11 protein-coding genes are annotated in these 14,529 nt (G+C 41.8%); 6 read left to right on the plus strand and 5 right to left on the minus strand.

From position 1 onward, the window contains the following. The first annotated feature begins 68 nt into the window (after window positions 1–68). Both ABD894_RS19085 and ABD894_RS19090 read left to right on the plus strand, forming a co-directional pair. A complete protein-coding gene (locus ABD894_RS19085; RefSeq protein ID WP_345212670.1) occupies window positions 69–1,049 on the plus strand; it encodes a UDP-glucuronic acid decarboxylase family protein in 981 nt (326 codons plus the stop codon). Window positions 1,050–1,336: 287 nt separating this feature from the next. Beyond that, window positions 1,337–4,210: a T9SS type A sorting domain-containing protein gene (locus ABD894_RS19090; RefSeq protein ID WP_345212671.1), complete on the plus strand. Its 2,874-nt coding sequence runs from the start codon at window positions 1,337–1,339 to the stop codon at window positions 4,208–4,210. Between the two features lie 238 nt (window positions 4,211–4,448). On the opposite strand, the gene ABD894_RS19095 is transcribed toward ABD894_RS19090, so the two are convergent. After that, window positions 4,449–5,048 carry a hypothetical protein gene (locus ABD894_RS19095; RefSeq protein WP_345212672.1) on the minus strand — a complete coding sequence of 200 codons (600 nt, stop codon included), beginning with the start codon at window positions 5,046–5,048 and terminating at the stop codon, window positions 4,449–4,451. Between the two features lie 581 nt (window positions 5,049–5,629). On the opposite strand from ABD894_RS19095, the gene ABD894_RS19100 reads away from it, so the two are divergent. The 3 genes from ABD894_RS19100 to ABD894_RS19110 are packed head-to-tail and all read left to right on the plus strand — an operon-like array spanning window position 5,630 to window position 11,685. Continuing rightward, the gene (locus ABD894_RS19100) at window positions 5,630–7,063 is read left to right on the plus strand and encodes a TlpA family protein disulfide reductase (RefSeq protein ID WP_345212673.1); all 1,434 of its coding nucleotides are present in this window, start codon (window positions 5,630–5,632) and stop codon (window positions 7,061–7,063) included. A gap of 24 nt (window positions 7,064–7,087) precedes the next feature. Then, window positions 7,088–10,291 carry a SusC/RagA family TonB-linked outer membrane protein gene (locus ABD894_RS19105; RefSeq protein WP_345212674.1) on the plus strand — a complete coding sequence of 1,068 codons (3,204 nt, stop codon included), beginning with the start codon at window positions 7,088–7,090 and terminating at the stop codon, window positions 10,289–10,291. 23 nt (window positions 10,292–10,314) lie between these two features. After that, the gene (locus ABD894_RS19110) at window positions 10,315–11,685 is read left to right on the plus strand and encodes a RagB/SusD family nutrient uptake outer membrane protein (RefSeq protein ID WP_345212675.1); all 1,371 of its coding nucleotides are present in this window, start codon (window positions 10,315–10,317) and stop codon (window positions 11,683–11,685) included. 36 nt (window positions 11,686–11,721) lie between these two features. Here ABD894_RS19110 and ABD894_RS19115 read toward each other — a convergent pair whose 3' ends face one another. The 4 genes from ABD894_RS19115 to ABD894_RS19130 form a co-directional block, all read right to left on the minus strand. Further along, window positions 11,722–12,027, minus strand: coding sequence for a hypothetical protein (locus ABD894_RS19115; protein ID WP_345212676.1), 306 nt, complete (start codon window positions 12,025–12,027; stop codon window positions 11,722–11,724). Between the two features lie 140 nt (window positions 12,028–12,167). Then, window positions 12,168–12,611: a MauE/DoxX family redox-associated membrane protein gene (locus tag ABD894_RS19120; protein WP_345212677.1), complete on the minus strand. Its 444-nt coding sequence runs from the start codon at window positions 12,609–12,611 to the stop codon at window positions 12,168–12,170. 42 nt (window positions 12,612–12,653) lie between these two features. After that, window positions 12,654–12,854, minus strand: a complete 201-nt coding sequence (locus tag ABD894_RS19125) for an HTH domain-containing protein (protein ID WP_345212678.1) — start codon at window positions 12,852–12,854, stop codon at window positions 12,654–12,656. Window positions 12,855–12,913: 59 nt separating this feature from the next. After that, a complete protein-coding gene (locus ABD894_RS19130) occupies window positions 12,914–13,270 on the minus strand; it encodes a helix-turn-helix domain-containing protein (protein ID WP_345212679.1) in 357 nt (118 codons plus the stop codon). 126 nt (window positions 13,271–13,396) lie between these two features. Between ABD894_RS19130 and ABD894_RS19135 the strand changes: the two genes are divergently transcribed. Then, a complete protein-coding gene (locus ABD894_RS19135) occupies window positions 13,397–13,564 on the plus strand; it encodes a hypothetical protein (protein WP_345212680.1) in 168 nt (55 codons plus the stop codon). Window positions 13,565–14,529: the final 965 nt, after the last annotated feature.

Genomic DNA, 14,529 nt, shown 5'->3' on the forward strand with positions numbered 1-14,529 from the left:
ACACATCGAATTTTGTTCTTTTTAACAATCACATAACATATTTAACAAGTTGAGTTAAACAAAAATATATGTCAAGAAAACGTATACTGATCACCGGGGCCGCGGGCTTCTTAGGGTCGCACCTGTGCGACAGGTTTATCAAAGAAGATTACCATGTAATTGGTATGGACAACCTGATTACAGGCGACCTGCGTAACATTGAGCACCTGTTTAAACTGGAGAACTTCGAGTTTTATAACCACGATGTATCCAGCTTTGTACACGTACCCGGCGATCTGCACTACATCCTGCACTTCGCATCACCGGCCAGCCCGATAGATTACCTGAAGATCCCTATCCAGACTTTAAAGGTAGGTTCATTAGGAACGCATAACCTATTAGGTTTAGCCAAAGTGAAAGGCGCGAGAATGCTGATCGCTTCTACCTCAGAAGTATATGGCGACCCGAATATCAACCCACAACCCGAAGAATACTGGGGTAACGTAAACCCTGTTGGTCCGCGTGGTGTATATGATGAAGCCAAACGTTTCCAGGAAGCTATTACGATGGCTTACCATACTTTTCATGGTTTGGAAACCCGTATCATCCGGATCTTTAATACTTACGGCCCAAGGATGCGCTTGAATGACGGCCGTGTATTGCCTGCGTTCATTGGCCAGGCTTTGAGGGGCGAATCACTGACCATGTTTGGTGATGGTTCACAAACCCGTTCGTTCTGTTATGTAGATGATTTGGTTGAAGGTATTTACCGCTTGCTATTCAGCGATTATGCCCAGCCAATGAACATTGGTAACCCCGATGAGATCACTATCCGCCAGTTTGGTGAGGAGATCATTAAACTAACGGGAACAGATCAGGAACTGATCAGCTTGCCATTGCCGGTTGACGATCCGAAACAACGCCGCCCGGATATCACCAAAGCCAAAGCCATACTGGGCTGGGAGCCGAAGGTATCGCGCAGCGAAGGTTTAAAGATCACGCTTGACTACTTTAAGTCATTGCCTGATGCCGAGATCCGCCACAAAGATTTTAAATACTTTAACAAATAAGTAGTTGGTTAACAAAAAGTCCTGGAAGTAATTTCCGGGATTTTTTGTTTTTAGATGTGTTTACGAAAACTCCATTTATGATATTTGATCAGATCGTTAAATATTCCCTATGCGTTTTATAAACCATTTGCTTTTTCTTCGAAATGACTTGCTGTAACAAAGGTGTTGCATAGTCCGTAAACAGGTTACTCTAATTAATCAAGAGGCTCAATACTACCGTACTCAATATTGGTTTACATGCTACCATAAATTGAACTGCAAATTATTGGGTCCGTAACTATCGATGTATGGGACAGTGCTTTACTTATTCTTCAGCTTCGCTTAAAAAGGCTGTTTTACTTATCCTGGCAGTAATTGCATTTGACACCGCCGATGCCCAAAACAGGCTGAAGTTTGTACAGATAACCCCAAGTCAAAACACCGGGCAGGATTATTCGCCATGGTTAGATGATAACCTGGATAGCCTGGTACAGGAAGCATGGCAAAATAACTTTGTATACGTTGATGTTAAGTTGCGTTTTAAGTACCGCAGCAAAATAAGCCAGTTAAAGTTTTACGATTATACCGGCGTATTTGATGATAAGCCTGCCGAAATTTACGCAATAAAAGATACCACTAAAACCTTCCTGGGTATATTCACCGGGCCGGGTTATAAAATATTCCAGTACATCAACCTGCAAACTCCTGTTGAGGCCGATGGTATAGTGATCCATAAATACAGTAATAACATCCCCCAAAAAATATTTGCCTTTGGTACCGAGGATGCAAGCAAGCCAACTACTGCTGATGTGCAGCCCGAAGCACCGGTGCAAGTACCGAACAATCCGACAATACCTACCGAAACACCTGATGGCTTGGTGAAAATTCCTATCGAGTCTGACAGGTGGTACCAGCTGAACAATGTGAGCGACGGTCTACAAGGTATGTTTGATGGTAATACCGAAAATGAGGTATACACCGGCTGGGGTAAAATATTTAATAACTACGATGCTTACTATCCTGTAAAAGAAAATGAAAAGATAGATATCTATAAGCTCAAATTTTACAACCGTACAGGTGGTTTGGGTACCTTCCCGCTTACGGTATCGGTAATTGATAGCACCGGTAAGCGCAGTGTGGTAGGTATTTATAAGGGTGGATACTATCAAAAATGGTTAGGCCCTAATCCTGATAACGTTGGCAACTTTTATACCGACAGCGTATTTAAGAACATTAAGTACATAGTGCTCAACTGCTGGTACCAGTTTCCTACCGAAATAGAATTTTACGGCGCTTATGATGTGCGTGTATCCCGCCCCGAAACAACGCCACCTCCAGATGACTCGGTTGCCGATAAATCATACCCGTTGAACAATTACTTTGGTGTGAATGCTTTTGAGTGGGATTTTGAAGACGGTGCCAATCCCGATAACGTGGAAACCAATAGGATGACCGCTGTTAAAACCTTTTCGGCCGTGCGCCATTACATGGACTGGCAAAAGCTGGAATCGGAAGAGGACAGTTATACCTACAGCCCAACCCGCAGCGGCGGCTGGAGCTATGATGCCATGTACCTGGCCTGTAAAAACTCAAGCATAGAAGTACTGGCCGATTTAAAAACCCTGCCCGACTGGATGTTGAGGACATACCCCGAAGCTGAGCGCGATGCCGAGAACGTACCGGTAAGGTATGGTGCCGATTTTTCGCTTCCGGCCTCGTATATCGATCAGGCAAAGGTTGGTTTTCAGTTCGCGGCACGTTATGGTTATAATACCAAGGTAGATAAGTCGCTGCTGAGCGTTAACTCAACCCCACGCTGGAATGCCGATCCGGTTAATAAAGTAAGGGTTGGTTTAGGTTACATTAAATATATTGAGTGCGATAACGAACGCGATAAATGGTGGAAAGGCCGTAAAGGTTATCAAACCGCTTTTGAGTATGCCGCTAATATGTCGGCCTTTTACGATGGGCATAAGAATACCATGGGCCCTGGTGTAGGTATAAAAAATGCCGACCCTGCTATGAAAGTAGTAATGGCCGGTTTAGCATCGGCTTCGCCGGAGTATTTGCACGCCATGGTAGAGTGGTGTAAAGTGAACCGCGGTTACAAGGCCGATGGTACTGTAAACCTTTGCTGGGATGTGATCAATTATCACTGGTACAGCCACGATGCGCAAATGATACCTAACTCGGTACCAACAAGGGGCGTAGCACCCGAAGTGGGCGGTACCTTTGAAAAAGCCAAGCAGTTTTTAAAAGCGGCGCACGATTACGCTAACGATATGCCGGTTTGGGTTACCGAGGTTGGTTACGATGCCAACCCTAACAGCCCTATGCGTGCTATCCCGATAGGTAAGAAAACTATACTACAAACACAGGCCGACTGGATATTACGTTCGTCGTTATTATATGCACGTGCAGGTGTAGAGCGGATCTTCTTTTACCAGATGTATGATGATAACTACGAAAACCCTATCCAATACGGTTCGTCGGGGTTAATGAACCAGGATCGCAGCCGCAAGCCTGCCGCGAATTTTATTAACCAGGTGAAAAAGTTAATTGGGAGATATTCGTACAGAGAGACTCTTCATAACGACCCTATTGTGGATCGTTACGAATATGAAGGTAAATCTGCTTACATAGGCTGGATCCCAGATGAGAAAGGCCGTACCGCTACATATGAGTTTAACCTTGGTACAGACTCAGCGAATGTTTACACCTTAAGTTATGAAGGTAATAATATTGAACTATCAAAAAGAAAGCTTGTAAATGGCAGACTGATAAGGAATTTAACAGAAACTCCTACAATCATAGTTCCTTACGGTATCAGTAACTCTGTAAATACATTAAAAATTCAGTCAAATATTTCTGACGATTTGAAAATCACAAATAAAGTTGCTGCTGACACATCTCAATCTATATTAGTTGATGCAATTAAATTGTTCCCGAATCCATCCACCCGTTACGTAAACGTGTCGTTTAATAATAAGAACTTCAAGAGTGTAAATATTACCGTGTCAGATATATCGGTAGGCAGGGTTTACAGTAGCCATAAATACACCAAGGCCGGTGAAGATTTTTCGCAAACCATCGATATAAGCCAGGTGCCAATGGGTGTTTGCCTGGTGGTGATAAAACAAGATGACAAGGTAACCGTAAAACGTGTTATAAAAACAAACTAAAAACCTAAAATAAAAATAGATAGAAAATGCCCCTTCCCAAAACTTAAAGGGGCATTATAAAGAACATTATTTTGAATAAAGGTATTCAATGTTGATCATAATAAAAAAAATTTGAAGGTTGTGATTTATCAACTTGTAAACTCGAATTATTTTGCGTGTGCATCACTATGCAACATAACAATAAATTTATATGTCGACATTAGTTATTCATTTTTCATTAATATCGTTACTCGATTTTTTAACTACTTTCATCAACCATTATAGAAATGTGTAAATTTGGTTTCCAAAACACATCAACCATTCTGGCCCCTTCTTTCCCATTTCTGAGTTTGATTTTCGCTTTTTTACTTTTCAATAGTTTTTTTACGACCAGGTATTTTAAATGACCATTTATTTCGTTACTACTGAAATGACGGCCATATTTTACGCACTCCTCTGATACTTCCCATGTGAATTTGGGATTTTCAAAAAAGTCAGAACCGAGAAGTATGTTTTCAATAAACAATCTGCCTTTTCTTTCTGCTCTATTTGATAGAAAATAGTAATAGTTTAATTTATTGTCTTCCAAAAACTTTTTCAAAGTTGCAGATTTGGCAATGGAATTTGGAATTTCTATGTTTAAATTGAAAATTAACTTTCCATCGAAATTGAATTTTTCCCCAATTCTATTTGCTACTTTGTTCGTCAAAATCCTTCTTTTATTGAGTATTGAATAGATATGACTATCTGAAATGCCTGTGAATTTTGATAGGCCAATAATTTCTAATCCTGAAATTACCATAATATACTTTATTCTATTTGCTATTTCATGTTTGTAGTCATCATCAGTCATTTTCATTCCCAAAGGGAAAAATCATTCTTCAATAAAATTTGGTCAAAATATTTGCGATTTATTTTTTGTTTTTGTATATTTGATTGTAAATCAATTCAATAATATATTGATTTTGATAATTTGCTATTCAAGCATTGAATAATTGAATCTTGTAGTGGAAATGTAGGAACTTCTAGGGTACAAGATGCAAAAGTCAATGTCCATTTTCTATCTTTGAGATAGAGATGGGCTTGCTTTTGTATGCGCCCAAACTTCCTACAAGTTCCACAGTATACAGAGTAAGTCCCATCTCTATTAATTGCGCCTTACTATGGATTTCATTTGTTGAATGCATAATATTTAATTGATGTATTTAACGGATATTAATTTAAGGCTCGGTTTTAATTCCTTTGCTCCCAGATTGGACTGGTGTAGTTCCGATCTTTTGTCAGTACTTAAAAATAGGTTCAAGAATATTATCAAATCCCCGGAGTGAATCCGGGACCGGCAACCTGTGATCAGTTTGATAGTTAATAGTGTTTTTTATAGGTTGCCGTTCCTTTACTTTCCTTTTTTTGTAATCCCTTCTCTTACTTTAATTAATTTTTATGAAGCTTAAAATAGGCTTCCCGGAATTGCTATTGCCTTTTCGGAAGCAAAATATAACCTTGAAAAAATCTACTGTTATTAGAAAAAATGATCACTTTTCCGGTCTCCCGGAACCACATGCATTGGCCTTGCTACTTCTTTGGTTTATCGTGTTCCTATTGGGCATCCGCAACGGCCGTGCGCAGGGGGCGGAGCCTGTCAAAATTGGGCAGCTAGTGCCCGGTGTAACCATCTCAAACTTGGTCAATTATCCATCTACTAACGTCAGGTTAACTGATTTTAAAGGCAAGGCACTCATTTTGGACTTTTGGGCCACCTGGTGTTCGCCCTGTATTGCAATGATTCCTTTAATGGACAGCCTGCAACAGCAATACTCAGGTCGCTTGCAATTTATATCGGTGACCGATCAGCCCGGTGAGTTGGTAATTCCTTTTATGAAGAAGCTTGAGCGGCAAAAAAATGCTCATTACCGTTTGCCCATTGCGCTTAATGATAAAGTCCTGAGCGGTTTATTTCCACATACTACCTTACCTCACTATGTCTGGATTGATGGCAAAGGTGTCGTTCGGGCTATTACAGACCAGTTTGCGATTACTTCATCGAATATTGACGCCTTTTTGAAAGAGGGAATATTATCGGTTGACGAAAAGAAAGATGTGCCGGTTATGACTTATGACCGTAGGTTGCCCTTATTTACTGATAAAATAGCCTTGCTGGATTCTGTGAAAAAGTACCAGACCATATTTTCCGGTTTCGTCGAAGCGCTTGGCGGCGGGTATCATTTTGATTTATACGAACCCGGTAAACCCAGAAGGGTGACGGTTCGAAACTTGCCCATTTCCGGATTATTTAGATTGGCTTACGGCGGCCAGTACCGCAGTCTCGGTGATCATAAAGTGATTTACAAAGTAAAAGACACGAGTCAGCTCAATAATTCCGCAGTTGGCGCGGCTTACGAAGCCTGGATGCGGCAGGGCCATGTTTTTTGTTATGAACTTATTGTTCCGTCTGCTCAGGCTCCGCATATTTTCGAGATCATGCAGGGGGACCTGAAACGGTTTTTCCCGCAATACCGTGCCGAAATAAAAAAGTTGGACCGTCAATGCCTCGTGCTTACGAGAACATCTGCACTTGAAAAGTTCAAGAGCAATGGAGGGACATCATTAGCTCAGGCGGATAAATTTGGTTTTGAACTGACTAATGCAACCCTTGACTATCTTATCGTACAGCTGGATTCTTTTTACCTGTCTAATCAGCCCTATCCCGTGATTGACGGCACAGGTTACACCGGCAAAGCCGATTTGAATATCGATGGCAGTTTGTCCAGCGTGGAAGCTATCAACAAGTCACTGGAGAAGTATGATCTTCGGTTTGAATTAAAGACCGCACCTGTAGAGATGCTGGTCATCAGTGACGCGGATACCCCCCTTTAATGAATGCCCTAAACCTCAATCAACATGAAATATTTTTTATGCTTTCTGTTCTCCTTGTTATTTTGCCTGAATAAAAATGTATTTAGCCAGAGCGCTTATGTGATTACCGGTACAGTCTTATCGGCCGAAGACAATGAGCCTTTGCCAGGAGCCGGTATAGACGCAGGCAAGTTCAGCACTATTGCCGATGCTCAGGGTAATTTTGTGCTTAGGATAAACGGGCCGCAAGATTCGATCAGTGTCAGTTTTATTGGTTATAAATCCCAAAAGGTGACGCTCGTCCTTCCTGCGAAGACTGTTTATGCTATTAAACTTACCGCTGAGCCCAATCAGTTAAAGGAAGTGCTGGTTAGTACCGGTTATCAAACGTTACCTAAAGAGCGCGCTACAGGTTCCTATGTTAAAATCGATCCGCGATTGTTTAACAGGCGTGTTGGTACAGATGTCCTTAGCCGACTGGAAGACGTCACGCCTGGACTGATCTTTAATCGTGGTGTGATGAGTAATAATGCACAAACCGCTATCAGTATCCGTGGACAAAGTACGATCAATGCAAACGTCGATCCGCTGATTGTACTTGATAATTTTCCATACCACGGTGACCTCAACGATATCAATCCGAATGATGTCGAAAGTGTCACTGTACTGAAAGATGCAGCTGCTGCATCCATTTGGGGCGCGAGGGCCGGAAATGGCGTGATCGTCATCACCAGTAAAAAGGGCGCTAATAATCAACCTTTACAGGTTTCGGTTAATTCGAACCTGACGATTGGTAATAAACCTGATCCATACTACGAATCACAGTTATTAATTGATGATTTTATTGAAACAGAAAGGTTATTATTTAAGAATGGCTTCTACACTGCCGCCGAGCAATCGGAAGCCCATACCCCTTTAACCCCCGTTATTGAAGTACTGATCGCTCAACGGGACGGACATCTATCGGCTGAGCAAGCCGAACGTAATATCGAAGAATTTAAAAGACATGATACGCGAGCGGATCTGCAGCGCTACTTTTACCGCCGTAGTGTCGCGCAGCAGTATGCTTTAAATCTAAATGGTGGAGGAGAAAGCCATCAGTATTATTTCTCCGCCGGGTATGATAAGAATTTGGAAAACCTGGTTAGGAATGGATATAACAGGATGAGCATAAACAGTTCTAATACTTATGAGCTTTTTAACAAGCGTCTTAAGCTCAGCACTGGTCTTAGGCTGACGGAAAGTAAAACAGCGCTGAATAACCAGCTTTACAATAGCTCTTATTCGGCCGTCAACAAAAATCCCTATTACCCCTATGCAAGATTGACTGATGATCAAGGAAATCCGTCGCCTGTTGTAGCCGATTATCGTTCTGCATTCGTTGATGCGGCTACTGGATCAGGCTTATTAAATTGGGCTTACAGCCCATTGGATGAGCTGTATAATACAGATCATTACCTTAAAACAACAGATTATAAATTAAACGCAGGCCTTAACTACAGGATAATTACCGGCCTGCACCTTGACATACTTTACCAGTTTGGAAAAAGCCAGATTCGGGAAAGCAACCTGCAAAATATTAATAGCTATTATGCCCGTAATCTGATCAACCAGTTTTCACAGGTCAATGCCGACGGAACAATTGACCGGGTCATTCCCGTAGGCGGCATACTGGATGATCGAAATGCTGACTTATTTAGCCATAACCTGCGGGCTCAATTGAATTATAATAGGGCCTGGTCAGGCCGGCACGAACTGAGCGCTATGGCAGGTTACGAACTGATGGATGCCCATACTATTGGAAGTACCTACCGTTTGTATGGTTACGACCCTGAACATGCGATCAGCCGGCCCGTTGATTATATCAATCAATACGCTTATTACAACAGCCCCGGTTCAAGCGGGCAAATTCCCAACAGGGATACACGGTCTGATCTGAGCGACCGGTATATATCATACTATGCCAACGCCGGATATACCTTTGACCGGCGGTATTTTTTAACGGGCAGCGCCAGATTAGACCGATCCAATTTATTTGGTGTCCATACCAACCAGCAAGGTGTGCCTTTATGGTCAGCAGGAATTGGTTGGAATATTTATAATGAAAGTTTTTATCATTTAAAGTGGTTGCCCTATCTAAAACTCCGGGTAACTTATGGTTATAGTGGTAACGTAGACAAAACGCTGTCTGCTTATACGACCGCTCAATATGCACTTTCTAAAGCTTCCGGAACCCTGTTGCCGTTCCAGCGCATTGTCAATCCGCCTAATCCTGACCTCAGGTGGGAAAAGATCGGTACAATGAATTTTGGATTGGACTTTTCTATAAAGGATAACCGGGTCAGCGGTACATTCGAATATTACAGGAAAAACGGGATTGATCTGATCGGCACAGTGCCTTTTGCTCCATCAACCGGGGTTTCTGTATTTACCGGAAATACGGCAAAAACATATACCAAAGGTATCGACCTCACTTTGCATACGCTTAACCTGGAAGGGACACTGAAATGGGAATCAGATCTGTTGTTGAGTTTGGTGAAGGACAAAGTGACCAGTTATGCCAGTTCCCGGTTGGATGCCACAACGATGGGGACGATAGGTTATCCGGTCGAAGGGAATCCTTTATATGCTATCTACAGCTTCCCGTTTGCAGGTCTCGATCCTCTTACAGGCGATCCGCGAGGGTATCTGGAAGGGGATATAAGCAAAGATTATGCAGCCATTATAAATCAAGCCAATGCCGGGAATATTACCTTTAATGGCTCTGCCCGGCCGGTTACTTATGGCGCGATAAGGAATACGTTCTCTTTTCATAACTGGTCGGTATCGGCCAACATCACATTTCGGGCCGGGTACTATTTCCGGAAATCGTCGATCAATTATGCCACACTGCTGACCGCTCAGGGTGGGAACGGAGACTATGCGTTGCGTTGGAAAAACCCAGGAGATGAAGCCAAAACAAACATACCCTCTCTCCCCAAAGAGATAGATTATAACCGGGATAATTTCTTCCTGACCTCTTCGGCTTTGGTGGGAAAAGCAGATAACATCAGGTTACAGGATTTGACGCTTGCTTATGACGTGACTGGTCTTCATTGGAAACAACTTGCTCTGCGCCGTATGAAGATATACTTGTATATAAATAATGTCGCCTTGCTCTGGAAAGCCAATAAGTTTGGCATTGATCCGGATTTTCAGACATATCGTCCTGTACGAACAATAGCAGCGGGAATAAAATTTGATCTCTAATGATGTACTTAAATACTAATAAAATGAAAGTTCTTTCTCACTTTTCACTACTCTGTTTGGTATGTATTTCAACCAGTTCCTGCCAGAAAGCTTTTTTGGAAAAGAAGCCTAATCAGGCACTAACGGTACCCACAACGCTGACTGACTTACGGACATTACTTGATAATAACGACGACCTGAATCAGGCACCTTATCTGACTACCACATGTACAGATGATATTTATACCACCAAGGATGGCTTGCTGGCGGCAGGCAGTATCGTAAGCAATAGCTATTTGTGGGAAAAAGACGTTTATGAAGGCCAGCCTCAGGCAGACTGGAACCGTCCTTATCAACAGGTTTTTTATGCAAATGTCGTATTGGAGGGGCTGGAGAAACTAACGGGGCCTGATAAAGGAACTGCTGAGTTTTTAAACTTGCAAGGGAGCGCGCTGTTTATCCGCGCATTGGCATTTTACCATCTTGCTCAGGAATTTGCTTTGCCTTTTGATCCGGCAACAGCCTCCTTAACCCCCGGTATCCCGTTAAGGCTGGCTACCGATGTCAACGTCAGATCCAAACGGGGGACGCTGCTGCAAACATATACGCAGATCGTAAAAGATCTTGAAGCCGCCAAAGACTTGTTACCTCTTTCGGCAGCGTTCAAAACACGTCCAACCAAACCTGCGGCTTTGGCCTTACTTGCCCGCGTTCTTCAAACCATGCAGATTTATGATCAAGCAGCGGAGGCGGCAACTAAATGCCTTAAATCGAATGGCTCCTTAATCGATTATAATACATTAGACGTAAGCGCATACAGGGCATTTCCGAGAGCTATCCCTAATGGTAATGTCGAAGTCTTGTATTTTACGCCCCTGATCAATGTGGACTTTTTGGATTTCCCTACGTTGACCGCAATTGATTCCACACTTTACCGGTCTTATGATGAGCATGATCTCCGTAAGACATTGTTTTTCCGTCAATGGGATGGCTACGTCACCTTTAAAGGAAATTATAGCGGCAATGCGGCTGTATTTGGCGGTCTCGCAACAGATGAGGTCTATTTAATACGCGCGGAATGTTATGCAAGAATGGGGAATATAACCTTGGCTATGAAGGATTTAAATGAATTATTGAAGAATCGCATCATCAAAACAGCTTTTTCACCCTTGAAAGCTGCCAATGTAGAAGAAGCTTTGATGCTCATATTAGCAGAACGCCGAAAAGAATTGGTATTCAGGAATACCAGGTGGACAGACCTGCGCCGGCTAAATCAGGACAGTCGTTTTGCTGTGACACTCTTACGGCATATTGATGGACAGGAATATCGCTTGCCGCCCGGTGATAGGCGTTATACTTTCCCGATACCGGATGATGAAATACGCAATAGCGGAATAGAGCAGAATCCGCGTTAATTAAAAAAAGCTGCCGGCATAGGCCGGCAGCTTTTATCAGGGGTTAATAACATACTGTCCGGCCTCTGTATCCGGAGAAACTGGTGCGGCTGTACCATCAGCCGGTTGGCTGGTGAACCATGCGGTACAGGCCTTACTGGCGGCTGTACAACGATATTGACCGGGGTCAAGGCCTTTTGTCCGGCTGTTCAGAATCCAGTGCGTGGTCGCAGTCGTACTGGTATTGGCATATTGTTGCAAGACCTTATGGGCCCTTGGTTCCGGTGTCTTGAAGGCCAAGGCCGCACCCGCGCCGCTTAACAAAGCCAAAACAGCAAAATTGATTTTTATACGTTTCATCATATGGAATGCTTTATTGGATCAAAAAACATTCGGAAAAACTTTAATTTTAATATGAAAAATAATGAATAGCCTACTCTTTTTATCGGGTTTTCAGCGAACCCCGCCGCGTACCTAACCTGGTCAGGACACAATGGTCATCTTTATTTTGTCAGACCTCCTTTCTCTGTTAGTGAAATATATACTCCGTAAAAACTTAACAGCAAAAAAAAGAGGTTGAAAACAAGATGTGATTTCCAGCCCAGTAATTTAATAACACCACCACAGGAACAAGGGACAAAACTGAAAAAGTGGAAATTGATCAGCGCAACATAGCCTGTAAAGCAAAACATTAAAAATGCCGATAGATAAAAAGCTTGCCGTCTTGTCGTTTCAAAGATTAATAACAAGGCTGTTAGTAACTCGATTAGGGGTAGCAGCCAAATTAAAAATTCGTTTATTGCTGACGGGATAGGCTGATTATGCATCGCTGCTTGGAATGTTTTAAATTCCAGTGCTTTACTTAGTGCGGAATAAGACCATAACAAGGTTAACGGTATCGAAACCCAATATTGTCGATGATAGTAAGTTGTTGATTTGACAGCCATAGTGTAAAGATATTGCTGCCATCAGGCCAAAAATTGGCCCTATTAGGAGGAGATGTAATATTTTTTTTCTAAACGGTCGTAACAGATATGATAACCTTTTTCACGGAGATGTTTGAGCATTCTTTTAACGGTTCGTTCGCTACAGCCAAATTTGGAGGCGGTATTGGCAACTGAGCGAAACCGCTTTTTCTGAATCAGTTCCAACATATAATAAAGCCGTTTTTCATAGGTCAGGTAATCCATGTTTCATCATCTCTGTTGACCAAATAAAGATGATGATTGAAGTTCGTAATCTTTATAACTCAGGCTTGTAATTTACCACTTGAACTGTTTCTATCTGTCACTTTGATAGCCAGTATCGGATCTTGACTAGTTGTTTCCAAAAATTTCGTCCAAACATACTTTTTGAGCTTCCTCAGAATTCTTATAATGGAGTCCAGGTTGATCGCAGAGCCGGATTTTGGCTTGGGCATTAATAAGAATGGAGAGATCTCAAGTATTTCAGCAACTTCAAATACCCGTCTGATAGTGATTTCGGTTTCGTCGCGTTCCATCTTCGAATAAGCCGCCTGAGATATGCCCAGTTCATAGGCCATGCCCGCCTGGCTATAATTACGAATTTGCCGCTGGATGCGTATGTTTTCGCCGGTTGGTGCCATATGAATAGGGTTTAAAACCTAAAACTACAAGTTGTAATTTACAATTTCAACTTGTAGGACAAGCCTGACAGAAAAATGACCTTTAATTAATTCCTGCTATTAGGAAGAGATTTAAAGTGTTTAGCTATGAAAGAGTTATCTGATGAACAAGCAAAGCAACTTAGAGGGGGGATCAATCACTGTCTCGCATCTGTTGCGTTTTCTGCTTCATTTGGCGGTTTATTTGGTGGTGTTGGTGCCGTAGTCGGTGCCGCAGTAGCCGCCACGGGACCAGCTTGCCTGCAATTATGGTAAAAGTTTCCGCCTCGTAATCATTACGAGGCGGTTTCGAAATTAGATCGTGAATATCCGGTCGGAGTTTTTGATTTGTGTTTAAAGTATAGTTAAGGACTGCCGTAGACCGTTTCCGTATTATAGTATAGCAATGAAAAAAATGCTTTTCTTATCTTTTGGGTCATTATATGATTGCGTACGTCTTAGAGCTTTAATTATAAATAGCAGTGATAGTTAACATGTTCTTTTTGGAGGGAACGTGTTTTAAGTATATAGCTTATCTGTGTTCTTTAAAGGAAAGATAAATGCAGGCGACAATAAGTACGAATAGTAAGTATTTGAAAATAAACATTTTGCTATTTTATCTTTTTGTAAAATGAAGTATAGCATTTATAACATTTATAGTGTTTTATGCTATCTGAAAAGAGAAACCTAACTAATGGTGATTTTGGAATTCGTTGTACTTCTTTGTTTTTGCATTTGGGACACTCTAAATGATTAGAATTTTGGATTGCAGGGGTGACAACCATGGTAATATTATTTAAAGGTGAAAGATGATCTTGCTCTCCTTTTACGAGATTTATTCGTATAGGTTGTGGGGATTTTTCATTTTAATAATATGTTGATGGACTTCTTTTTAGGACCTGGAGCAAATTGATGACGAGCAGGGGAAACGAAGTTTTGTCAGAATGCGCGTAGGAGAAGGTATGCCCATTATCGTGCAAGCCTATACAGAACTGTCAAGCCTTACCTAACCACCATATTGAAGGGATTAATAGGCCCGAGGGGATGTACCTGATCCCTATCATTTTGTTAACATTAATAGAAATCATAGTTGCCGTCAAACTTAGACGAGGTTTTATTGTCTTCCGAATTCTATGACCGTAAGTGTTATGTTAAGAATGAGAATAAATCGTTTACGATAAGCATTTACATGTTGGTGTGTATTATTAAATAGAATACTTACAATTTATTATATCCAGGAA

Origin of the sequence: Mucilaginibacter gynuensis, assembly GCF_039541195.1 — a bacterium.
Taxonomy (GTDB): domain Bacteria; phylum Bacteroidota; class Bacteroidia; order Sphingobacteriales; family Sphingobacteriaceae; genus Mucilaginibacter; species Mucilaginibacter gynuensis.